General features: G+C 70.6%; 17 protein-coding genes. 12 read left to right on the top strand and 5 right to left on the bottom strand.

Translation table 11 applies throughout. From position 1 onward, the window contains the following. Positions 1-9: 9 nt before the first annotated feature. Positions 10-666, bottom strand: coding sequence for an MBL fold metallo-hydrolase (locus AB0D93_RS03930; RefSeq protein WP_362112465.1), 657 nt, complete (start codon positions 664-666; stop codon positions 10-12). Positions 667-711: 45 nt separating this feature from the next. Further along, positions 712-1,398, bottom strand: a complete 687-nt coding sequence (locus tag AB0D93_RS03925) for a maleylpyruvate isomerase family mycothiol-dependent enzyme (protein WP_362112462.1) — start codon at positions 1,396-1,398, stop codon at positions 712-714. A 224-nt stretch (positions 1,399-1,622) separates the two neighbouring features. On the opposite strand from AB0D93_RS03925, the gene uvrA reads away from it, so the two are divergent. Continuing rightward, a complete protein-coding gene (uvrA, locus tag AB0D93_RS03920) occupies positions 1,623-4,649 on the top strand; it encodes an excinuclease ABC subunit UvrA (protein WP_362112459.1) in 3,027 nt (1,008 codons plus the stop codon). Between the two features lie 156 nt (positions 4,650-4,805). On the opposite strand, the gene AB0D93_RS03915 is transcribed toward uvrA, so the two are convergent. Next, entirely contained in the window at positions 4,806-5,717 is a 912-nt protein-coding gene (locus tag AB0D93_RS03915; RefSeq protein WP_362112456.1) for a carbohydrate kinase, read from the bottom strand. Next, entirely contained in the window at positions 5,714-6,862 is a 1,149-nt protein-coding gene (locus AB0D93_RS03910; RefSeq protein WP_362112453.1) for a LacI family DNA-binding transcriptional regulator, read from the bottom strand. Before AB0D93_RS03910 ends, AB0D93_RS03915 begins: the two co-directional genes overlap by 4 nt. A 177-nt stretch (positions 6,863-7,039) precedes the next feature. On the opposite strand from AB0D93_RS03910, the gene AB0D93_RS03905 reads away from it, so the two are divergent. Beyond that, on the top strand, positions 7,040-7,468 hold the full coding sequence (locus AB0D93_RS03905) for a Rieske 2Fe-2S domain-containing protein (protein ID WP_362112450.1): 429 nt from the start codon (positions 7,040-7,042) through the stop codon (positions 7,466-7,468). A 93-nt stretch (positions 7,469-7,561) separates the two neighbouring features. On the opposite strand, the gene AB0D93_RS03900 is transcribed toward AB0D93_RS03905, so the two are convergent. After that, a complete protein-coding gene (locus tag AB0D93_RS03900) occupies positions 7,562-8,509 on the bottom strand; it encodes a hypothetical protein (RefSeq protein ID WP_362112447.1) in 948 nt (315 codons plus the stop codon). 718 nt (positions 8,510-9,227) lie between these two features. Between AB0D93_RS03900 and uvrC the strand changes: the two genes are divergently transcribed. From uvrC to AB0D93_RS03850, 10 genes are all read left to right on the top strand, one after another. Then, complete coding sequence (uvrC, locus tag AB0D93_RS03895; RefSeq protein ID WP_362112444.1) at positions 9,228-11,324, top strand: excinuclease ABC subunit UvrC; 2,097 nt, start codon at positions 9,228-9,230, stop codon at positions 11,322-11,324. Beyond that, complete coding sequence (rapZ, locus tag AB0D93_RS03890; RefSeq protein WP_362112441.1) at positions 11,321-12,340, top strand: RNase adapter RapZ; 1,020 nt, start codon at positions 11,321-11,323, stop codon at positions 12,338-12,340. The genes uvrC and rapZ overlap by 4 nt, the downstream gene beginning before the upstream one ends. Further along, entirely contained in the window at positions 12,337-13,431 is a 1,095-nt protein-coding gene (gene yvcK / locus AB0D93_RS03885; RefSeq protein ID WP_362112438.1) for a uridine diphosphate-N-acetylglucosamine-binding protein YvcK, read from the top strand. The genes rapZ and yvcK overlap by 4 nt, the downstream gene beginning before the upstream one ends. Further along, positions 13,422-14,411 (top strand): DNA-binding protein WhiA, encoded by a 990-nt coding sequence (gene whiA / locus AB0D93_RS03880; RefSeq protein WP_067125808.1) that lies wholly within the window; start codon positions 13,422-13,424, stop codon positions 14,409-14,411. Before yvcK ends, whiA begins: the two co-directional genes overlap by 10 nt. 172 nt (positions 14,412-14,583) lie before the next feature. Next, positions 14,584-17,538 carry a M14 family zinc carboxypeptidase gene (locus AB0D93_RS03875; RefSeq protein WP_362112433.1) on the top strand — a complete coding sequence of 985 codons (2,955 nt, stop codon included), beginning with the start codon at positions 14,584-14,586 and terminating at the stop codon, positions 17,536-17,538. Between the two features lie 343 nt (positions 17,539-17,881). Next, positions 17,882-18,889: a type I glyceraldehyde-3-phosphate dehydrogenase gene (gap, locus tag AB0D93_RS03870; RefSeq protein WP_358639930.1), complete on the top strand. Its 1,008-nt coding sequence runs from the start codon at positions 17,882-17,884 to the stop codon at positions 18,887-18,889. 134 nt (positions 18,890-19,023) lie between these two features. Next, complete coding sequence (locus AB0D93_RS03865) at positions 19,024-20,235, top strand: phosphoglycerate kinase (RefSeq protein ID WP_362112429.1); 1,212 nt, start codon at positions 19,024-19,026, stop codon at positions 20,233-20,235. A 2-nt stretch (positions 20,236-20,237) separates the two neighbouring features. Beyond that, positions 20,238-21,014: a triose-phosphate isomerase gene (tpiA, locus tag AB0D93_RS03860; protein WP_362112426.1), complete on the top strand. Its 777-nt coding sequence runs from the start codon at positions 20,238-20,240 to the stop codon at positions 21,012-21,014. A gap of 114 nt (positions 21,015-21,128) precedes the next feature. Beyond that, positions 21,129-21,359 (top strand): preprotein translocase subunit SecG, encoded by a 231-nt coding sequence (secG, locus tag AB0D93_RS03855; RefSeq protein WP_362113493.1) that lies wholly within the window; start codon positions 21,129-21,131, stop codon positions 21,357-21,359. A 215-nt stretch (positions 21,360-21,574) separates the two neighbouring features. Then, the gene (locus AB0D93_RS03850; protein ID WP_003957010.1) at positions 21,575-21,910 is read left to right on the top strand and encodes an RNA polymerase-binding protein RbpA; all 336 of its coding nucleotides are present in this window, start codon (positions 21,575-21,577) and stop codon (positions 21,908-21,910) included. Positions 21,911-22,106: the final 196 nt, after the last annotated feature.

The raw sequence follows: 22,106 nt of genomic DNA, 5'->3' as shown, positions 1-22,106 counted from the left end.
GCCCGGCGCTCACCATCCGCGCGCGTGCCACTCCGGCAGGTGCGGCCGCTCCGCCCCGAGGGTCGTGTCGTTGCCGTGTCCCGGATACACCCAGGTCTCATCGGGCAGCACGTCGAAGATCTTCGTCTCCACGTCGTGGATCAGGCTGGCGAACGCCTTCGGATTCTTGTGCGTGTTGCCGACGCCGCCCGGGAACAGGCAGTCGCCGGTGAAGACGTGCGGGTGGCCGTGCGGGTCGTCGTAGAGGAGCGCGATCGAACCCGGGGTGTGCCCGACGAGGTGCCGCGCGGTGAGTTCCACCTGCCCCACCCTGATGACATCGCCGTCGTCCACGAGAACATCGGTGGGCACCGGGATGCCGGACGCGTCCTCGCGGCCGGCGTACGTACGCGCGCCCGTGCCCGCGACGACCTCGGCGAGCGCCTGCCAGTGGTCGCCGTGCCGATGCGTGGTGACGACGGACGCGATGCCGTCGTCACCGATCATGCCGAGGAGTGCCCCCGCCTCGTTGGCGGCGTCGATCAGAAGCTGCTCGTCGGTGGCCCGGCAGCGCAGGAGATAGGCGTTGTTGTCCATCGGGCCGACCGCGATCTTCGTGATCATCAGGTCTTTGAGCTCGTGCACATCCGCCGGTCCGCCGACCCTGACCTCTCCGGTGTACGTCATGGTGATCAGCCTATAGCGGGCAGCGGCCCGCAGACCGTCGGCGGCCTACAAAGGAGGCAGCCTCGGGAGCGCGCCCTTCGTGGTCAGGCCGGAGCCGTCGCGCCGCCCGGCGAGCCACCCCAGCACGTCGGCGGCCGTGCCCTCGACCACGACCGGTCCGCCCGACGCGCCGCCGCCCGTGGTCCGGATCCGGCCGTTGCCGGTGTCCAGAGCGGTCGAGGGCACCTCCTTGTGCCCGGCGAAGCGCTCCGCCAGGAAGTCGATCTCCCGCTCCGTGAACTCCGCCGGAAGATCCTCCAGCTCGTATCCGATCCCGAGGTCCACATGGTGCAGCTCGACCTCGGCCCACCGCCGGAACGGCACCCGGGAAGCGGAGTCGGTGACCCCGTTGCGCAGCTCCACCGTGCGGGTCCAGTCCGCCGGCGCGTCCCCCGTCGCCTGGAAGCGGGCCGCGGTCTCGCGCAGGTCGGTGAGCTGGAGGTCGAGGGGGCGCGGGGCGTCACGCGCGATGTCGGAGTCCCGCGCCTCGGCGCTCTCGTACATGGGCCGCCCCTCGAGCACGTTCACGAGCGCGTCCGCGTTGCGGGCGAGATGGGCGAGGACGTGCCCGCGGGTCCAGCCCGGGAGCCGTGACGCCTCGGCGAGCGCGGCGTTGTCCAGTTCGGCGACCGCGCTGAGGAGCCGTGCGGTCGCGCCACGTACAGATGCCAGGTCATGAGCGTGATCAATCATGAGCCTGACACTAGCCCCGCCACACCTTTGGGTGAAGGTGGTGAAGCACGTCCGCAAATCGAAAGCACGTGCTATATCGTCGAAGGTGGCGTCGGGCATGCTGGATGGTCGGTGGTTGTTATGCAACCGGGCAATCCGACCGGCGTTGTCAGTGGCTCCCCCTAGTCTGAAGAAGCACGGGGGCCCCGCCCCTGTCACTTCTCTCAAGAAAGGTGCGGACCGGCGTGGCCGACCGTCTCATCGTCCGTGGCGCGCGCGAGCACAACCTGAAGAATGTCTCGCTCGACCTGCCTCGTGACTCGCTCATCGTCTTCACGGGCCTGTCCGGGTCGGGCAAGTCCTCCCTGGCCTTCGACACGATCTTCGCGGAGGGCCAGCGGCGCTACGTGGAGTCGCTCTCCTCCTACGCGCGGCAGTTCCTCGGCCAGATGGACAAGCCGGACGTCGACTTCATCGAGGGCCTGTCCCCGGCGGTCTCCATCGACCAGAAGTCGACCTCGCGCAACCCGCGCTCGACGGTCGGCACCATCACCGAGGTCTACGACTACCTGCGTCTGCTCTTCGCGCGGATCGGCAAGCCGCACTGCCCCGAGTGCGGCCGCCCGATCTCCCGCCAGTCGCCGCAGGCCATCGTGGACAAGGTCCTGGAGCTGCCGGAGGGGAGCCGCTTCCAGGTGCTGTCGCCTCTCGTGCGCGAGCGCAAGGGCGAGTTCGCCGACCTCTTCGCCGACCTCCAGACCAAGGGCTACTCCCGCGCGCGCGTGGACGGGCAGACCATCCAGCTCTCCGAGCCCCCGGCGCTGAAGAAGCAGGAGAAGCACACCATCGAGGTGGTCGTGGACCGCCTGACGGTGAAGGAGTCCGCCAAGCGCCGGCTCACCGACTCCGTGGAGACCGCCCTCGGCCTGTCCGGCGGCATGATCGTGCTCGACTTCGTCGACCTCCCCGAGGACGACCCCGAGCGCGAGCGCATGTACTCCGAGCACCTGTACTGCCCGTACGACGACCTCTCCTTCGAGGAGCTGGAGCCCCGCTCCTTCTCCTTCAACTCGCCCTTCGGCGCCTGCCCGGACTGCACCGGCATCGGCACCCGCATGGAGGTCGATCCCGAGCTGATCGTCCCGGACGAGGAGAAGTCCCTGGACGAGGGCGCCATCCACCCCTGGTCCCACGGACACACCAAGGACTACTTCGGCCGCCTGATCGGCGCCCTCGCGGACGCGCTCGGCTTCCGCACGGACATCTCCTTCGCGGGCCTGCCCCAGCGCGCGAGGAAGGCCCTGCTGTACGGCCACAAGACCCAGATCGAGGTCCGTTACCGCAACCGGTACGGCCGCGAGCGGGTGTACACCACGCCCTTCGAGGGCGCGGTGCCCTTTGTGAAGCGCCGGCACAGCGAGGCCGAGAGCGACGCCAGCCGCGAGCGCTTCGAGGGCTACATGCGCGAGGTCCCGTGCCCCTCCTGCCAGGGCACGCGCCTGAAGCCGATCGTCCTCGCGGTCACGATCATGGAGAAGTCGATCGCCGAGGTCTCCGCGATGTCGATCAGCGACTGCGCGGAGTTCCTGGGCCGGCTGACGCTGAACGCCCGCGACAAGAAGATCGCCGAGCGCGTGCTGAAGGAGGTCAACGAGCGGCTGCGCTTCCTGGTCGACGTCGGCCTGGACTACCTGTCGCTGAACCGCGCGGCCGGCACCCTCTCCGGCGGCGAGGCCCAGCGCATCCGCCTGGCCACCCAGATCGGCTCCGGCCTCGTCGGCGTCCTGTACGTCCTGGACGAGCCGTCCATCGGTCTGCACCAGCGGGACAACCACCGGCTGATCGAGACCCTGGTCCGGCTGCGCGACATGGGCAACACGCTCATCGTCGTGGAGCACGACGAGGACACCATCAAGGTCGCCGACTGGGTCGTGGACATCGGTCCCGGTGCCGGTGAGCACGGCGGCAAGGTCGTGCACAGCGGCTCCCTGAAGGAGCTGCTGGAGAACACCGAGTCGCAGACCGGCGCGTACCTCTCGGGCCGCAAGGCGATCCCGCTTCCGGACATCCGCCGTCCCCGCGACCCGTCCCGCAGGCTCACCGTGCACGGCGCCCGCGAGAACAACCTGCAGGACATCGACGTGTCCTTCCCGCTGGGTGTGTTCACGGCCGTCACTGGCGTCTCCGGGTCCGGCAAGTCGACCCTGGTCAACGACATCCTCTACACGCACCTGGCCCGCGAGCTGAACGGCGCGAGGAACGTCCCCGGACGGCACACGCGCGTGGACGGCGACGACCTGGTCGACAAGGTCGTGCACGTCGACCAGTCGCCGATCGGCCGCACCCCGCGGTCCAACCCGGCGACGTACACCGGTGTCTTCGACCACGTCCGCAAGCTGTTCGCCGAGACCACCGAGGCGAAGGTCCGCGGCTACATGCCGGGCCGCTTCTCCTTCAATGTCAAGGGCGGCCGCTGCGAGAACTGCGCGGGCGACGGCACGATCAAGATCGAGATGAACTTCCTCCCGGACGTCTACGTCCCGTGCGAGGTCTGCCACGGCGCCCGGTACAACCGGGAGACCCTGGAGGTCCACTACAAGGGCAAGTCCATCGCCGACGTGCTGAACATGCCGATCGAGGAGGCCACCGACTTCTTCGAGGCCGTCCCGGCCATCTCCCGGCACCTGAGGACGCTGAAGGACGTCGGCCTCGGTTACGTCCGCCTCGGCCAGTCCGCCACCACCCTCTCCGGCGGTGAGGCCCAGCGCGTGAAGCTGGCCAGCGAACTGCAGAAGAGGTCCACCGGGCGCACGGTCTACGTCCTGGACGAGCCGACCACCGGTCTGCACTTCGAGGACATCAGCAAGCTCCTGAAGGTCCTCGGCGGCCTGGTCGACAAGGGCAACACGGTCATCGTCATCGAGCACAACCTCGACGTGATCAAGACCGCCGACTGGATCGTGGACATGGGTCCGGAGGGTGGTGCCGGTGGTGGCCTGGTGGTCGCCGAGGGCACCCCCGAGGAGGTCGCCGGGGTTCCGGCCAGCCACACGGGCAAGTTCCTGCGCGAGATCCTCGGCGCCGACCGGATCAGCGACGCGGAACCGGTGCCGGCGCAGCGGGCCGGCACGGCCAAGAGGACGGCCGCCGCGAAGACGGTGGCGAAGAAGACGGTGACGGCCAAGGCCAACAACACGGCGACCAGGAAGGCCGCCGCGGCCACGAAGAAGGCGACGCCCGCGAAGAAGACGACGCGGGCACGCAAGGCCTGACACACCACCAGAAAGACGGCGCCCCGCGGGAACTCCCCGCGGGGCGCCGTTCGTTCCACCATCAGCCGCCCCGGCTCCGAGGTCCGACAGGTCCCCGCCCCTCGGCTCCGGCCGCACCTTGACAACAGCAGAGCGGAGCAGAGGTGAAGGGGCCGCTCAGAGTTCGCCGACTTCCGCCGCGTAGGGCGGCTCGGCCCCCGCCCGCGAGCAGGTGATCGCCGCCGCACGTGCCGCGAAACACAGCAGCCGCGTCCAGCCATGAGTCCCGAGGGTGGCGAGCGCCTCCGCAGACAGTGCGTCCAGGGCGGAAAGCCCGTGCAGCAAGGCGGCGTTCACCGTGTCACCGGCGCCGATGGTGTCCACCACGGCGACCTTCTCACCCGGTACGGAGTACTCCGCGCCCTCCCGGGTGAATACGGTCAGGCCCTCCCCGCCCCGGGTCACCACGACGGCCGCCGGCCCAGCGGCCAGCCACTCGCGCGGCGTGCCGCCCAGCCACTCGGCATCCTCCGCGGAGAGCTTCAGCAGCGTCACCGAGGGCAGCCAGCTCTTGAAACGCGCCCGGTAGGCATCCGCGTCCGGGATCAGTCCCGCCCGGATGTTGGGGTCGAGCGCGGTGAACAGCCCCTGTCCGGCCGCCGTGCGCATCAGCTCCTCATACGCGCTCGCCCCGGGCTCCAGGACGAGCGAGCAAGTGCCGAACGACACCGCGCGCGTGTCGGCGGGAAGCGTGGCGGGGGTGGTGAACAGGCGGTCGGCGGTGCCGTCGACATAGAAGGAGTACGCGGCCGAGCCACCGGCGTCGATCGTGGCCACGGCCAGGGTCGTCGGCTCCGGCCCGCGCTCCACCACCGACACGTCCACCCCCGCCCGCCGCAGCCCGTGGAGCAGGGCCTCCCCGAAGGCGTCATGCGAGGTCCGGGAGCAGAAGGCGGTGGGGGAGCCGAGCCGGCCGAGGGCCACGGCGGTGTTGTACGGCCCGCCGCCGAGCGCCGGCTTCAGGTCCGCGAGGGCACCGGAGCCCTGCGGTACCAGGTCGATCAGTGCCTCACCGGCGACGACGATCACGAGGCGGTTCCCTTCTGCGACAGCGTGGATGATGCGGTGTGCTCCGACTCCTGGGACCCGCCAGGCTCCTGGGACCCGCCAGGTTCTTCCGGGCAGCCGCAGGACGTGCGGTGGACGAACGCGCACGGCAGCCGCACCGTCCGGGTCGGCCGGTGCGCCTCCTCCAGACGGCCCAGGAGCAACTGGACGGCCCGTGCGCCCAGTTCCCTGCTGGGCTGGGCGATGGTGGTGAGCCGGGGGGAGAACAGGTCGGCCCAGGCGAAGTCGTCGAAGCAGCACAGGGCGATGTCGTCCGGGACGGACCGGCCGTGACGGCGCAGGGCACCGAGGGCGCCGATGGTCATCGCGTTGTTGGCCGTGACGAGCGCCGTGGGCGGATCGGGCAGGGCGAGAAGGGCGGCCGTGGCCCGCTCGGCACCCGCGGACTCGGAGTTGCCGGACACGAGAAGCCGTTCGTCGTGGGCCACCCCGGCGGCGGTGAGGCCGGCCTGGTAGCCGGAGACGCGCTCATTGGTGGTGCTGAGCCCGGGCAGGCCGGCGACCAGACCGATCCGGCGGTGGCCGAGGCCGGCGAGGTGAGTGACGAGACGGGCGGTCGGTTCGGTGCTCTCGGCGCAAACCTGGTCGTACCAGGGCGCGTCCGCGGCGGAGGCGGGGCCCGCTCCACCGCCGGGCACGGTGCCGTCAGCCAGGTCCGTGTCGATCACCCGGTCCAGGAAGACGGTCGGTACGGCGTGGCGGCGGAGATAGCCGACCAGATCGTGCGGGCGCGCCGAGGGGGCGACGATCATGCCGTCCACCCGGCGCTCATGGAGGAGCTGGACGACCTTGCGCTCGTGCCGGGGGTCGTCGTGCGGGTCCGCGATGAGCAGGCTGTAGCCCGCTTCCAGGGCGGCGGCCTCCACGCCCTGGAGGATCTCCGTGAAGTAGGGATTGCTGATCGCCGACACCGCGAGCCCGATGGAGCGGGTGCGGGAGGTCACCAGGGAGCGGGCGAGGGTGTTGGGGGTGTAGCCGAGGGCGTCGATGGCCTCCAGCACGGCCTGGCGGGTGTGGGGCAGCACCGGGCGGGTGCCGTTCAGGACATGGGAGACGGTCGCCACCGAGACCCCGGCGCTGCGCGCGACGTCCGCCATGGTGGCCATCGCCTTCACCTCCCTGAACCGACTGTGCGCAGCCTTCTGGCCCGGACGGTATCTCATTCATGCCCCCGCGTAAACGTTTGCGTAAGCGTTTACGTCCCCACCTGGCCCCCACCCCCGGACCGGCCCTTCTGTCCGGGTATCGTCGCCCTGCACACCCCTTGAGCAGTGGAGTCCGCCATGCCAGCCCGACCTTCCGCGAGCCGCCGTACCGTCCTTCGAGGGGCCGCCGTGGTCCCGGCCGCCGGGCTCGGCCTGGCCGCCTGCTCGGCACCGGCTCAGGGCGGCTCGGCCGCGGCCACGCCGACCGCGCCGGTCGACCTCGGTGCCGACAGCGAGGTCTCGAAGGGCGGCGCCAAGCTCTACCGGGATCACAACGTGGTCGTCAGCCGTGACGGGAGCGGCGCGCTCAAGGCCTACAGCTCGATCTGCACGCACGCCGGGTGCCCCATCAACAAGCTGCAGGGCACGACCTTGATCTGCCCCTGCCACGGCAGTCAGTTCGACGCCGTGACGGGCAAGGTGGTCCAGTCCCCGGCCACCGAGCCCCTGGCCGAGCTGCCGGTGAAGACCGCGAACGGCAGGATCGTCGCCGGCCCGGGCGCCTGACCGGAAAGCCGCTCCCCGGCCCGCGCCCGCCCAGGCCGTCACCGGCCCCGGCAGACTCGAGGCGGCGTCAACCGCCCTGTGCCCAGTGGGACTTCATGCCCAGTCCCATGCGATGCCGACGATGCCAGGACGTATCCGTGGCTCGACCACATGGACGCAGTGGTGTGGTCCGGTGACCGGAAGTTCCTGGCGGCCGCTGCGGGGGGCTGCCGTCGAGGGCTGGCTGAAGCGGTGGCTGCGGGCCGGCAGTGCGGCCGTGTCGAAGCGCACCTGGAGCGCGTACTGGCCGCCGGGGAAGCCGAAGCGGTGGAGGTACTCACGACAGGGTCCGGCCGTGCCGTCCTCGAAGCCGTAACGGAAGAGGAAGGTGTCGCCCGCCCGCAGCCGGGTGCCGAAGAGCAGCTCCGCCACCAGCACGCCGGTGTCCTGGTCCCAGCGGACCCGTCCCGTGCGGCAGTTCTCCAGGGCCCGCACTCTGATGTCGTGCGGGCGGCAGCCGGGATCGCCGTGGTGCACGGCGACGAATCGGTCGACGCCGTCGCGGTGGGCCCGGACGATGTGGTGGGCCTCGCGGCCCGCCAGCTCGCGCCGGGCGCCGATGCGGACGCATTCGTGGTGTCCCAGGGCGTGCAGTCCGCCGTCGAGGGACCAGCCCAGCTCGGCCCGGAGCCGGTCCTCGACGTCCGAGGCCTCGATCAGGGAGCGGTAGGAGCGGCCGGCCGGGCGGCCGGACACCGCGTGCTCGTCGGCCTCGGCGAGCAGCCGGATCAGCGACTCGTCCGGCAGCTGGAGGATCTCCTCCAGCGCCCTCACGGCCCGTAGCGACTCCGGGCGCTGCGGCCGGCGGGCGCCCTGCTGCCAGTAACTCAGGCTGGTGACACCGACCTTGACGCCGTGCCGGGACAGATGGTGCTGGACCCGCTGGAGCGGCAGCCCGCGTGCGGCGATCGCGGCGCGCAGCGCCACATGGAAGGGGCCGCCCCGCAGGGCCGTGTCCAGTTCCGCGGTGGGAAGGTGCGCGTGTTCTGTGGCATGCCGCATGCCGAGGCGCCTTTCTGTGAGGTGTCGCAACGGCTGGTCGGACCGCATGCGCTGGTGTCCGGGTCACCCCCGTGGGCGCGGTGGACGCCCGTGGCTGCGCACGCCGCGCCGGTGCGCGTGTGTGCACGGACCCGAGTTCCCCCGCATTGAAGCGTGTTGACCAGACCCCGACAACACCTCGAACCCGCCACGGCCGGGCAGGGCCCGGCGGTGACGCCGAGCCGCAACGCCGGCCACGAGCAGCCGCGCGCCCGCCGATGGGAGGATCGGCGCGTGACGGAGACCTGGGCCTTCGACGGCGACCGCACGGCAGTGACGGGTGAGGAGGCGCCCGCCGCGCTGTGCGGCCGGATCGACGAGGGCCCTCGCGACACCTGCCTCGCCGGCTCCACCGGGCGCCGGCCGTCCGCGGTGACCAACGCCGAACGCGCTGGTGATGCCCCTGGGCGGGAAGACGATGCGGTGCGCACGCCGTTTCCGGGAGCCCGGGGCCCGGGGGACGAGCGGGGGTTTCCGGCTCGCGAACGGGCAGTGCGACACCCTTCCCGATTTCCCGACTAGGACCCGTGCCGCTCGCCGAGGCGCTCCGGGTCGTCCGGCACGTGATCGGCAGGCGCCGCCGCGTCCGCACACCGGCTGGTGTGCGGACGGGTGAGCGGCGGTGGGCGTTGTCCACAGGCCCGACGCGGTGTCGGTGCTCGCCAGTAGGGTGTGAGACATGGCCGACCCCTCCAGCTACCGCCCCAGGCCGGGTGAGATCCCGGACTCTCCGGGGGTGTACAGGTTCCGTGACGAGCACCGCCGGGTGATCTACGTCGGAAAGGCGAAAAGCCTGCGCCAGCGCCTGGCGAACTATTTCCAGGACCTGGCGAACCTGCACCCGCGCACCCGGACGATGGTGACCACCGCCGCGTCCGTGGAGTGGACGGTGGTGTCCACGGAGGTGGAGGCCCTCCAGCTGGAGTACTCCTGGATCAAGGAGTACGACCCCCGGTTCAACGTCAAGTACCGCGACGACAAGAGCTACCCGTACCTCGCGGTGACGATGAACGAGGAGTTTCCGCGCGTGCAGGTGATGCGCGGTCACAAGAAGAAGGGCGTCCGGTACTTCGGGCCGTACGGGCACGCGTGGGCCATCCGGGACACCGTCGATCTGCTGCTGCGCGTGTTCCCGGTGCGCACCTGCTCGGCCGGCGTGTTCAAGAACGCCGCCCGCACCGGCCGCCCCTGCCTGCTCGGCTACATCGGCAAGTGCTCCGCCCCCTGCGTCGGCCGGATCAGCCCCGAGGACCACCAGGACCTGGCCGAGGAGTTCTGCGACTTCATGGCCGGCCGCACCGGCACCTACCTCCGCCGTCTGGAGAAGCAGATGACGCAGGCGGCCGAGGAGATGGAGTACGAGCGGGCCGCGCGGCTGCGCGACGACATCGAGGCCCTGAAGAAGGCCATGGAGAAGAACGCCGTCGTGCTCGCCGACGCGACCGACGCCGACCTCATCGCCGTCGCCGAGGACGAGCTGGAGGCGGCCGTGCAGATCTTCCACGTGCGGGGTGGCCGGGTGCGCGGCCAGCGCGGCTGGGTGACCGACAAGGTGGAGGAGATCACCACCGGCGCCCTCGTCGAGCACGCGCTGCAGCAGCTCTACGGCGAGGAGACCGGGGACGCGGTCCCCAAGGAGGTCCTGGTCCCGGCGCTGCCCGAGCCGGTCGAGCCGGTCCAGGAGTGGCTGACCGGCCGCCGCGGGGCGAACGTCTCCCTGCGCATCCCGCAGCGCGGCGACAAGAAGGCGCTCATGGAGACCGTGCAGCGCAACGCCCAGCAGGCCCTGGCGCTGCACAAGACCAAGCGGGCCTCCGACCTGACCACGCGCTCGCGCGCCCTGGAGGAGATCGCCGAGGCCCTCGACCTGGAGAGCGCCCCGCTGCGCATCGAGTGCTACGACATCTCGCACCTCCAGGGGGACGACGTGGTCGCCTCCATGGTCGTCTTCGAGGACGGCCTGCAGCGCAAGAGCGAGTACCGCCGCTTCCAGATCAGGGGCTTCGCGGGCCAGGACGACGTCCGCTCGATGCACGAGGTGATCTCCCGCCGCTTCCGGCGCTATCTCGCCGAGAAGGAGAGGACGGGGGAGTGGGCCGACGGAGCCGGTGCGGACGGCGTCCTCACCGACGGCGACGGCGCGCTCACCGGGACGGACCCGGTCACCGACTCCCTCAAGGACGACGACGGCCGCCCCAGGAAGTTCGCGTACCCGCCCCAGCTGGTCGTCGTCGACGGCGGGCAGCCGCAGGTCGCCGCGGCCCGGCGCGCCCTGGACGAGCTGGGCATCGACGACATCGCCGTCTGCGGACTCGCCAAGCGACTGGAGGAGGTCTGGCTGCCCGGCGATGACGACCCGGTGGTCCTGCCCCGCACCAGCGAGGGCCTCTACCTGCTCCAGCGCGTGCGGGACGAGGCCCACCGGTTCGCGATCACCTATCAGCGCACCAGGCGCGCCAAGCGCTTCCGGGCCGGCCCCCTGGACGACGTCCCCGGCCTCGGCGAGACACGCAAACAGGCGCTCATCAAGCATTTCGGCTCGGTGAAAAGGCTCCGGTCCGCCACAATCGAACAGATCCAGGAGGTGCCCGGGATAGGCCGGAAGACAGCCGAGACGATCGCCGTGGCCCTCGCCCAGGCGGCCCCGGCCGCACCCGCCGTGAACACGGCGACTGGAGAGATCATTGATGACGAGGAACCCGAGACGACGGCGGGGTCCTCGGGGGAGCCCGTAACCGCGGGCGGCCCGGACGAACGACGGGGGCAGGAGACATGAGCGAGCACGACGCACAGCCCACAGCGGACCGAGATCGGGCCCACAGGGAAGCCGGGCAGGATCAGCCACAGCCCGCGGCCGGTGAGCAGCCCGCGGCCCAGGACGACGGAGCACAGGTGAGCACGGACGGTACGCCGGCCGGCGGGCCCGAAGCGGCCATCCCCGAGCTGGTGATCATCTCCGGCATGTCCGGAGCGGGGCGGTCGACGGCCGCGAAGTGTCTGGAGGACCTCGGCTGGTTCGTCGTGGACAACCTCCCGCCCGCCCTGATCCCCACCATGGTGGAGCTGGGCGCCCGCTCGCAGGGCAACGTGGCGCGGATCGCGGTCGTCGTGGACGTGCGCGGCCGGCGCTTCTTCGACAACCTGCGCGAGTCCCTCGCCGACCTGGACAGCCGGGGCGTCACCCGCCGGATCGTCTTCCTGGAGTCCTCCGACGACGCCCTGGTGCGCCGCTTCGAGTCGGTGCGCCGCCCGCACCCCCTCCAGGGCGACGGCCGCATCGTGGACGGCATCGCCGCCGAGCGTGAGCTGCTGCGCGAGCTGCGCGGCGACGCCGACCTGGTGATCGACACCTCCAGCCTCAACGTGCACGAGCTGCGTGCCAAGATGGACGCCCAGTTCGCCGGCGAGGAGGAGCCCGAGCTGCGGGCCACGGTGATGTCCTTCGGCTTCAAGTACGGTCTGCCGGTCGACGCCGACCTGGTCGCGGACATGCGGTTCCTGCCCAACCCGCACTGGGTCCCGGAGCTGCGCCCGTTCACCGGTCTCAACGAGGAGGTCGCCGCCTACGTCTTCAACCAGCCGGGTGCCAAGGACTTCCTCGACCGGTACGCCGAGCTGCTGCGGCTGATCGCGGCGGGCTACCGGCGCGAGGGCAAGCGGTACGTGACCATCGCGATCGGCTGTACCGGCGGCAAGCACCGCTCGGTCGCGATGTCGGAGAAGCTCGCCGCGCGCCTGGCGGCCGAGGGTGTGGAGACGGTGGTCGTACACCGGGACATGGGACGGGAATGACGGAACGTACACGGCGGCTCGGCAGGCTGCGCCGGATGGTGCCGGAGGGGCGGTCGAGCCGTGCCGCGGCCGAGGCGCGGGCAGTGCGCCCCGTCGAGACGCGTGGCGGCCGCCCGCGCCGCCGGGGCGCCCAGCCCAAGGTGGTCGCGCTGGGCGGCGGCATGGGCCTGTCCGCCTCGCTGGCCGCACTGCGCCGGATCACCGGCGACCTCACCGCCGTCGTCACCGTGGCCGACGACGGCGGCTCCAGCGGCCGGCTCCGCGACGAGCTGGGCGTGCTGCCGCCGGGCGACCTGCGCAAGGCGCTGGCCGCGCTGTGCGGCGACGACGAGTGGGGCCAGACCTGGGCCCGGGTGATCCAGCACCGGTTCCAGTCCAAGGGCGATCTGCACGAGCACGCGGTCGGCAATCTGCTCATCGTCGCGCTGTGGGAGCAGCTCGGTGACCATGTGCAGGCCCTGGACCTGGTCGGCAAGCTGCTGGGTGCCCACGGGCGGGTCCTGCCCATGTCCGCCGTACCGCTGGAGCTGCAGGCCCTGGTCAAGGGGCACGACCCGGAGCGCCCGGACGACGTGGACACCGTGCGCGGGCAGGCGACGGTCGCGCTGACGCCCGGCGAGGTCCAGTCGGTGCACCTGGTGCCGCACGACCCGCCGGCCGTGCCCGAGGCCGTGGCGGCGGTCCTGGACGCGGACTGGGTGGTGCTCGGTCCCGGGTCCTGGTTCTCCTCGGTCATCCCGCATCTGCTCGTGCCCGAGCTGCTGGACGCCCTCACGCAGACCAAGGCCCGCAAGGTGCTGTCGCTGAACCTCGCCCCGCAGCCGGGTGAAACCGAGGGCTTCTCCCCGCAGCGTCATTTGGAGGTTTTGGGGCGACACGCCCCTAAACTCGCCCTGGACGTGGTGCTGGCCGACGAGGCCGCCGTGCCCGACCGCGACTCGCTCACCGAGGCCGCCAAACGGCTGGGAGCCGCGGTCGAGCTGGCCCCGGTGGCCCGGACCGATGGATCACCCCGGCATGATCCGGAGCTGTTGGCCGCCGCGTACGACCGTATTTTTCGGATGCATGGAAGGATCGGCCCATGGCGATGACGGCAGCGGTGAAGGACGAGATCTCCCGGCTACCCGTCACCCGTACCTGCTGCAGGAAGGCGGAGGTCTCCGCCATTCTGCGGTTCGCCGGCGGCCTTCACCTGGTGAGCGGGCGCATCGTGATCGAGGCGGAGCTGGACACCGCGATGGCGGCCCGCCGTCTCAAGCGGGACATCCTGGAGATCTTCGGCCACAGCTCCGAGCTGATCGTGATGGCACCGGGCGGGCTGCGCCGCGGCTCGCGCTATGTCGTGCGGGTCGTCGCGGGCGGTGACCAGCTGGCCCGGCAGACGGGGCTCGTGGACGGCCGCGGCCGCCCGATCCGGGGCCTCCCCCCGCAGGTGGTCTCGGGGGCCACGTGCGACGCGGAGGCGGCCTGGCGCGGGGCCTTCCTGGCACACGGGTCGCTGACCGAGCCCGGCCGTTCCTCCTCCCTGGAGGTGACCTGCCCGGGTCCGGAGGCCGCGCTCGCACTGGTCGGCGCGGCCCGCCGGCTGTCCATCGCCGCGAAGGCCCGTGAGGTGCGGGGCGTGGACCGGGTGGTGGTCCGCGACGGCGACGCGATCGGGGCGTTGCTGACCCGGCTCGGCGCGCACGAGTCGGTGCTCGCCTGGGAGGAGCGCCGGATGCGCCGGGAGGTGCGGGCCACGGCCAACCGGCTCGCCAACTTCGACGACGCCAACCTGCGCCGCTCGGCCCGTGCCGCCGTGGCCGCCGGTGCCCGGGTGCAGCGGGCGCTGGAGATCCTGGGCGAGGAGGTGCCCGAGCACCTCGCGGCGGCCGGCCGGCTGCGCATGGAGCACAAGCAGGCCTCGCTGGAGGAGCTGGGCGCGCTCGCCGACCCGCCGCTGACCAAGGACGCGGTCGCGGGCCGTATCCGCCGGCTGCTGGCGATGGCCGACAAGCGCGCCGCCGACCTGGGCATCCCGGGCACGGAGGCCAACCTCAGCGAGGAGCTGGCGGACAACCTGGCGGGCTGACCGCTTCGTGTCAACGGGCGGGTGCCGAGGCCCGGTTGGGCTTCGGCACCCGCGTTTCCGTAGTCGGCGCGCCGTCGTTCACGTGGCTGTGAGGCACTCTTGACTCGATCATTGAGTGGCATGAGCCTGACAATCTGTTCGCCGCTGTGGCGGACCACCGCTAGGGGGGTTCATGAGACACAGAGCGAGATCGATCCTCGCTGTCGGCGCGCTCCTGATCGGCGGAGCGAGCCTCGCACCCGTGGCGCAGGCGCAGAGCGGAAGTCCGGCGAAGTCCGACCAGGACGAGGTCAAGGTCTTCCGTGCCGACATCACCCGGCAGCAGCTGCCGCTGCTGCTGAAGGCCGGGCAGGACGGTGACGAACTCACCGGGCAGGTCACCGGCAGCGGAAAGTCGGAGGTAGAGGTCTACCTCACCGAGCAGCAGGCCGCGAAACTCCGGAAACAGGGTGTCGACCTCACCGAGCACACCGTCCCCGCCAGGGCGCGGGCGCGCGTCGAGAAGGCCTCGGAGGGTGTGTTCAGGCCCTACGGCGGAAGCGGCGGGCTCAAGGAGGAGATCCTCCGGACCGCGCGGGCCAACCCCGGCCTGACCAAGGTCGAGTCCATCGGGAAGACGGTGAACGGCCAGGACGTCCTGGCGCTCAGACTGACCAGGGGCGCCAGGAAGACGGAGGACGGCTCCAAGCCGTCCGTGCTGTACATGTCCAACCAGCACGCACGCGAGTGGATCACGCCGGAGATGACCCGGCGCCTGATGCACTACTACCTCGACCACTACCGGACGGACCGGCGCATCCGGAGGATCGTCGACTCGACCGAGCTGTGGTTCGTCATCTCGGCCAATCCCGACGGCTACGACTACACGTTCAAGAACTCCACGACCCGCCTGTGGCGCAAGAACCTGCGGGACGTCAACGGCGACGGCGTCATCGGCACGGGTGACGGCGTCGACCTCAACCGCAACTTCCCCTACAAGTGGGGCTACGACGACGAGGGTTCGTCCCCCAACCCCACCAGCGAGACCTACCGCGGCGCGAGCCCCGAGTCCGAGCCCGAGACCAGGGCGCTGGACGGCTTCGAGAAACGCCTGGGCTTCCGGTACGCCGTCAACTACCACTCCGCGGCCGAACTCCTCCTGTACGGCGTCGGCTGGCAGGTCGCCACCCCCACCCCGGACGACGTCCTGTACAAGGCGCTCGCCGGCACCCCGGACAACCCGGCCATCCCCGGCTACCGTTCACAGCTCTCCTCGGAGCTGTACACGACCAACGGCGAGGCGGACGGGCACGCGTCGAACGTCAACGGCACGGCGATGTTCACCCCCGAGATGTCGACCTGCGAGACCGCGTCGAACGTCGACCCGGACGACGCCTGGAAGCCCGAGGACTGCCAGTCCGTCTTCAACTTCCCCGACGACGAGAAGCTGATCCAGCAGGAGTTCGCCAAGAACCTCCCGTTCGCGCTGTCCGTCGCCGAGACCGCCGTACACCCCGACAGGCCGGTCTCCTCGGTCGGGCTGAGCGCCGCCGACTTCACCCCGGCCACCTTCTCCACGTCGTACTCCCGTGGCGCGGACCAGGAGGTCTCGGTCGTCGTCCGCAAGGCGGTCCGCGACAAGGAGCTCAAGTACCGCGTCAACGGCGGCCGTACGCGCGACCGGGCGCTCAGGCCCTGGAAGGGCGGACGGACCTACGGCGGCCGGGACAACCTCTACTTCGACGAGTACCGGGCCAAGGTGCGGGACGGCGCGCCGGGCGACAAGGTCGAGGTGTGGTTCACCGGCGAGACCAGGGGCGGCAGGAAGGTCTCCAGCTCGCACTTCACCTACACCGTCGCCGCGCGGCCCGAGGCCGACACGCTCGTCGTGGCCGAGGAGGGCGCGGCCGCCACGCAGGCGCAGAAGTACGTGGACGCGGTCAGGGCGGCCGGGCACAGGGCGGTCGTGTGGGACGTCGCCACCCAGGGCGCCCCGGACGCGCTCGGCGTGCTGAAGCACTTCAGGACGGTCGTGCACTACTCCGGCGCGCAGGGCCCCGGGAACGCCACCCAGCTGCAACTGCGCGCCTATCTCAACGAGGGCGGCCGGTTGATCGAGGCCGGTGAGCTGGCCGGCGGCAGCGTCGACCTCGGCGGCGGCACCCTCTCGGACGACTTCAGCCAGTACTACCTGGGCGCCTACAGCCGTACGTCGACCAGGGGAGCCACCGGCTTCGCCGGCTCCGGTGCCCTCGACGGCTACACCGGCGCCCTCGGCGACGCGCCCGGCAACCCGCTGGACCGGGCCGGCACCTACGGCGTCACCTCCGACGAACTTCCGGCGGCCACGTACCCGCAGTTCAAGAGTGCGGGCGCGGGCCGGTTCGCCGGGACCGTCAACCCCTACGGGCCGTACGCGGGGTCGTACATGGCCGCCGCCGTGCACACCGACGACGCCTACAAGCGCCTCACCCGCACCATCGACCTCACCGGAGTCGGCGCCGCCGGCAAGCCGGCCCTCACCACCCGGCTGCTGTGGGACACCGAGCCGGGCTACGACCACGCGGTGGTCGAGGCGCACACGGTGGGCGCCGACGACTGGACGACCCTGCCGGAGGCCGGCGGCGCCACCAGGGCGGCCGTGCCGGCGGACTGCGGACAGGGGTTCCTGATCGCCGAGCACCCCTGGCTCAAGCACTATCTGACACTCGCCGGCAACGCCTGCACCGCGCGCGGCACGACCGGCTCCTGGAACAGCCTCACCGGCAGCTCCGGCGGCTGGCAGCAGGTCACCTTCGACCTGAGCGCCTACGCCGGGAAGTCCGTCGAGGTCTCGATCAGCTACATCACCGACCCGGGCACCGGCGGACACGGCGTCCTCGCCGACGACGCCTCGCTCGTCGTCGGCGGCACGGCGAAGGAGACCGAGGGGTTCGAGTCCTCGCTGGGCGCCTGGCACGTGGCCGGACCGCCCGCCGGCAGCCCGGCCGTGCTGAAGGACTGGGAGCGCTCCGGGACGCTGTTCCAGACGTACGGAGCGGTCACCACGGACGACACCGTGCTGCTCGGCTTCGGTCTGGAACAGGTGTCGTCACCGGCCGACCGGGCAGCCCTGGTGAGGAAGGCGTTCGCGGCGCTCGGTGGGTGAGGGGCGCCACGTTGACAGATCCCGCCCGACTTGTTCCAACAGGTGAGCGGAAGGCCTCTCAACGGTGCGCAGAACGGGGCCTGATCAAGTGAGCCGACCCGCTCACGAACGAGTGAAGAGGGCCTGAAAACCGCCCGGCATTCAGTACTAAATACGGGTGAATCCACTGTCGATCCGAGGTGGTCCGTACCCCTACTGGCGGGTACGGACCGCCTGCCCGTGTATGGGCCATCTCGATGTCACCCCGGGGCCCGCAGAGAGGTAGGGTCATGGGTGGTCGGGGACATCCCAAACAGAGCTCGCCGGCACCGCATGGCCGGCGTACCAACGAGGAGATCGGTTCGTGACGATCCGCGTAGGCATCAACGGCTTCGGCCGCATCGGGCGTAACTACTTCCGCGCGCTGCTGGAGCAGGGGGCGGACATCGAGGTTGTGGCTGTCAACGACCTGGGTGACACCGCGACCACCGCTCACCTGCTCAAGTACGACACGATCCTGGGTCGCCTCAAGCAGGAGGTCTCCCACACCGCCGACACCATCACCGTGGACGGCCACACCATCAAGGTGCTCTCCGAGCGCAACCCGGCCGACATCCCCTGGGGCGAGCTGGGCGTCGACATCGTCATCGAGTCGACCGGCATCTTCACCAAGAAGGAAGACGCCGCGAAGCACATCGCCGGCGGCGCGAAGAAGGTCCTCATCTCGGCCCCGGCCAAGGACGAGGACATCACCATCGTGATGGGCGTCAACCAGGACAAGTACGACCCGGCGAACCACCACGTCATCTCCAACGCCTCCTGCACCACCAACTGTGTGGCGCCGATGGCGAAGGTCCTCGACGAGAACTTCGGCATCGTCAAGGGTCTGATGACGACGGTGCACGCGTACACGAACGACCAGCGCATCCTCGACTTCCCGCACAAGGACCTGCGCCGCGCCCGTGCCGCCGCCGAGAACATCATCCCGACCACCACCGGTGCCGCCAAGGCCACCGCGCTGGTCCTCCCGCAGCTCAAGGGCAAGCTGGACGGCATCGCGATGCGCGTCCCGGTCCCGACCGGCTCGGTCACCGACCTGGTCGTCGAGCTCGGCCGCGAGGTCACCAAGGAAGAGGTCAACGCCGCCTTCCAGAAGGCCGCCGAGGGCGAGCTGAAGGGCCTCCTGGACTACACCGAGGACCAGATCGTGTCCTCCGACATCGTCAACGCCCCGGCGTCCTGCACCTTCGACTCCTCCCTGACCATGGTCCAGGAGGGCAAGAACGTGAAGGTCATCGGTTGGTACGACAACGAGTGGGGCTACTCCAACCGCCTCGTGGACCTCACGGTCTTCGTCGGCAACCAGCTCTGATCGCCGCAGCAGGACCTTGAAGTGAGGGCAGGGCTCGGGCAGCGCAGCGCCGCGCTGTCCGGGCCCTGTCCTACGCCCGGACCACGTCCTCTTACGATCAGGTGCACCACGAGCCCTCCTTTGGAGTCCACTCAATGAAGACGATCGACGAACTTCTCGCCGACGGCGTGAGCGGCAAGCGGGTCTTCGTCCGCGCCGACCTCAACGTCCCGCTGGCCGACGGGACGATCACCGACGACGGCCGCATCCGCGCCGTCCTGCCCACCATCAAGGCCCTGGTGGACGCCGGCGCCAAGGTGGTCGTCGCCTCGCACCTGGGCCGCCCCAAGGGCGCCCCGGACCCCGCCTTCTCACTGCTGCCCGCCGCCGAGCGCCTCGGCGAACTGCTCGACGCCCCGGTCGCCTTCGCCCAGGACACCGTCGGCCCGGCCGCCCACGACGCCGTCGACGGTCTCCAGCCGGGCCAGGTCGCGGTCATCGAGAACCTGCGCTTCAACCCCGGCGAGACCGCCAAGGACGACACCGAGCGCGGCGAGTTCGCCGACCGGCTCGCGGCCCTCGCCGACGTCTACGTCGGTGACGGCTTCGGCGCGGTGCACCGCAAGCACGCGTCCGTCTTCGACCTGCCGAAGAGGCTGCCGCACTACGCCGGCTACCTCATCGCCACCGAGGTCGGCGTGCTGAAGAAGCTCACCGAGGACGTCAAGCGCCCCTACGTCGTCGCGCTGGGCGGCGCCAAGGTCTCCGACAAGCTCGCCGTCATCGACCAGCTGCTCGGCAAGGCCGACCGCCTGCTCATCGGCGGCGGCATGGCGTACACCTTCCTCAAGGCCAAGGGCCACGAGGTCGGCATCTCCCTCCTGCAGGAGGACCAGATCCCGGTCGTCACGGAGTACATGGAGCGCGCCGAGAAGCAGGGCGTGGAACTGGTGCTCCCCGTCGACGTCCTGGTCTCCCGGGAGTTCCCGGACCTGAAGACCAAGGCGCCGGCCGACTACACCGTGGTCGACGCGGACAAGATCCCCGCCGACCAGGAGGGCCTGGACATCGGCCCGAAGACCCGAGAGCTCTACGCCTCGAAGCTCGCCGACGCCGCGACCGTCTTCTGGAACGGTCCCATGGGCGTCTTCGAGCACCCCGACTACGCCCAGGGCACCGCCGCGGTCGCCCAGGCCCTCGTCGACTCGAACGGTTTCACCGTCGTGGGTGGCGGTGACTCCGCCGCGGCCGTGCGTACGCTCGGCTTCGACGAGAACGCATTCGGCCACATCTCGACCGGTGGCGGCGCCTCCCTCGAATACCTCGAGGGCAAGACGCTCCCCGGCCTCGCCGCACTGGAGGACTGACCTTGAGCACGCGCACGCCGCTGATGGCGGGCAACTGGAAGATGAACCTCAACCACCTCGAGGCCATCGCGCACGTCCAGAAGCTCGCGTTCGCCCTGGCCGACAAGGACTACGAGGCCGTCGAGGTCGCCGTCCTGCCGCCCTTCACCGACCTGCGTTCCGTACAGACCCTGGTCGACGGCGACAAGCTCAAGATCAAGTACGGCGCCCAGGACATCTCACAGCACGACTCCGGGGCCTACACCGGTGAGATCTCCGGTCCGATGCTGGCCAAGCTGAAGTGCACCTTCGTGGTCATCGGCCACTCCGAGCGCCGCCAGTACCACAACGAGACCGACGAGCTCGTGAACGCCAAGGTCAAGGCCGCCTACAAGCACGGCCTGACCCCGATCCTCTGCGTCGGCGAGGAGCTGGACGTCCGCGAGGCGGGTAATCACGTCAGCCACACCCTCGCCCAGGTCGAGGGCGGTCTGAAGGACCTCCCGGCCGAGCAGGCCGAGACGATCGTGATCGCCTACGAGCCGGTGTGGGCCATCGGCACCGGCAAGGTCTGCGGCGCCGAGGACGCCCAGGAGGTCTGCGCCGCCATCCGCGCCAAGATCGCCGAGCTGTACTCGCAGGACGTGGCCGACAAGGTCCGCATCCAGTACGGCGGCTCCGTGAAGTCGGGCAACGTCGCCGAGATCATGGCCAAGGCCGACATCGACGGCGCCCTGGTCGGCGGCGCCTCGCTGGACGCCGACGAGTTCGTCAAGATCGTGCGTTTCCGCGATCAGTAGGACGAGCTGTGAGTAGGCGGTAGCGACGATACGTCGTACTCTTGCGGGGGCACAGCCGAGGTGCTGTGCCCCCGTCGTCCATCCGAATCCGAGGAAGTTGGTCCAGCCGTGGTTTTGGGGTTCTCGATCGCCCTGATCGTCTTCAGCCTGCTGCTGATGCTGCTGGTGCTGATGCACAAGGGGAAGGGCGGCGGCCTCTCCGACATGTTCGGTGGTGGCATGGCGTCCTCCGTCGGCGGCTCCTCGGTCGCCGAGCGCAACCTCGACCGGATCACCATCGTGATCGGTCTGCTCTGGTTCGCGTGCATCATCGTCCTCGGCATCCTGATGAAGACGAACAGCTGACACTCAGCTCAGCACACACATCACGCATATTCGGTACGTAAGGCCCCATGTTCGGTACGCGCTCCTGAGCGCGGCCTATCATGGGGCTTGCGTCTGGATGTGGGGCTTGTAACTCCAATCACTGGACGCGCGTTGGGCCTTACGTAGACTGAGGCGCTCGCAGCGAAGCGAAACGCCGACTCGCTTCGCGGCACCATCACGCAGGGAGTTACACCGTGGCAAGTGGCAACGCGATCCGAGGAAGCCGGGTCGGGGCGGGGCCGATGGGCGAGGCCGAGCGTGGCGAGTCCGCGCCGCGTCTGCGCATCTCCTTCTGGTGCTCCAACGGGCACGAGACGCAGCCGAGCTTCGCCAGCGACGCACAGGTCCCCGACACCTGGGACTGCCCGCGCTGCGGCTTCCCGGCCGGCCAGGACCGGGACAACCCCCCGGACCCACCGCGCACCGAACCGTACAAGACGCACCTCGCGTATGTACGGGAGCGGCGCAGCGACGCGGACGGCGAGGCGATCCTCGCCGAGGCGCTCGCCAAACTGCGGGGCGAGATCTAGGACTTGACACCGGCCGGGCGCCTGAAGACGCCTGGCCGGAGCCGTATCCGCCCACCCGCGGCCGACCACGGTCAGCGGGCGGGGCGCGCACGCGCGCCCAGGTGGCCCGGGGGTGCTGCTCGTGGCGTGGCCCAGCAACCGCCCTCCTGCCCTCTTCCGCCACACCGTCACAGCCTCCCGCCCCGCTCGGGGACAG

This window comes from Streptomyces sp. NPDC048191, assembly GCF_040652655.1.
In the GTDB taxonomy this organism is placed as follows: Bacteria; Actinomycetota; Actinomycetes; order Streptomycetales; family Streptomycetaceae; genus Streptomyces.
Note: the sequence above shows the minus strand (reverse complement) of the source record. Positions and strands in the feature narration are given on the sequence as shown.

What these genes read in the sequence shown, in the direction of transcription:
- AB0D93_RS03930 (WP_362112465.1), bottom strand. Translation starts at nt 666, where the DNA reads ATGACGTACACCGGAGAGGTCAGGGTCGGCGGACCGGCGGATGTGCAC.
- AB0D93_RS03925 (WP_362112462.1), bottom strand. Translation starts at nt 1,398, where the DNA reads ATGATTGATCACGCTCATGACCTGGCATCTGTACGTGGCGCGACCGCA.
- AB0D93_RS03910 (WP_362112453.1), bottom strand. Translation starts at nt 6,862, where the DNA reads ATGGCCACCATGGCGGACGTCGCGCGCAGCGCCGGGGTCTCGGTGGCG.
- AB0D93_RS03905 (WP_362112450.1), top strand. Translation starts at nt 7,040, where the DNA reads ATGCCAGCCCGACCTTCCGCGAGCCGCCGTACCGTCCTTCGAGGGGCC.
- AB0D93_RS03900 (WP_362112447.1), bottom strand. Translation starts at nt 8,509, where the DNA reads ATGCGGCATGCCACAGAACACGCGCACCTTCCCACCGCGGAACTGGAC.
- uvrC (WP_362112444.1), top strand. Translation starts at nt 9,228, where the DNA reads ATGGCCGACCCCTCCAGCTACCGCCCCAGGCCGGGTGAGATCCCGGAC.
- rapZ (WP_362112441.1), top strand. Translation starts at nt 11,321, where the DNA reads ATGAGCGAGCACGACGCACAGCCCACAGCGGACCGAGATCGGGCCCAC.
- yvcK (WP_362112438.1), top strand. Translation starts at nt 12,337, where the DNA reads ATGACGGAACGTACACGGCGGCTCGGCAGGCTGCGCCGGATGGTGCCG.
- whiA (WP_067125808.1), top strand. Translation starts at nt 13,422, where the DNA reads ATGGCGATGACGGCAGCGGTGAAGGACGAGATCTCCCGGCTACCCGTC.
- AB0D93_RS03875 (WP_362112433.1), top strand. Translation starts at nt 14,584, where the DNA reads ATGAGACACAGAGCGAGATCGATCCTCGCTGTCGGCGCGCTCCTGATC.
- AB0D93_RS03865 (WP_362112429.1), top strand. Translation starts at nt 19,024, where the DNA reads ATGAAGACGATCGACGAACTTCTCGCCGACGGCGTGAGCGGCAAGCGG.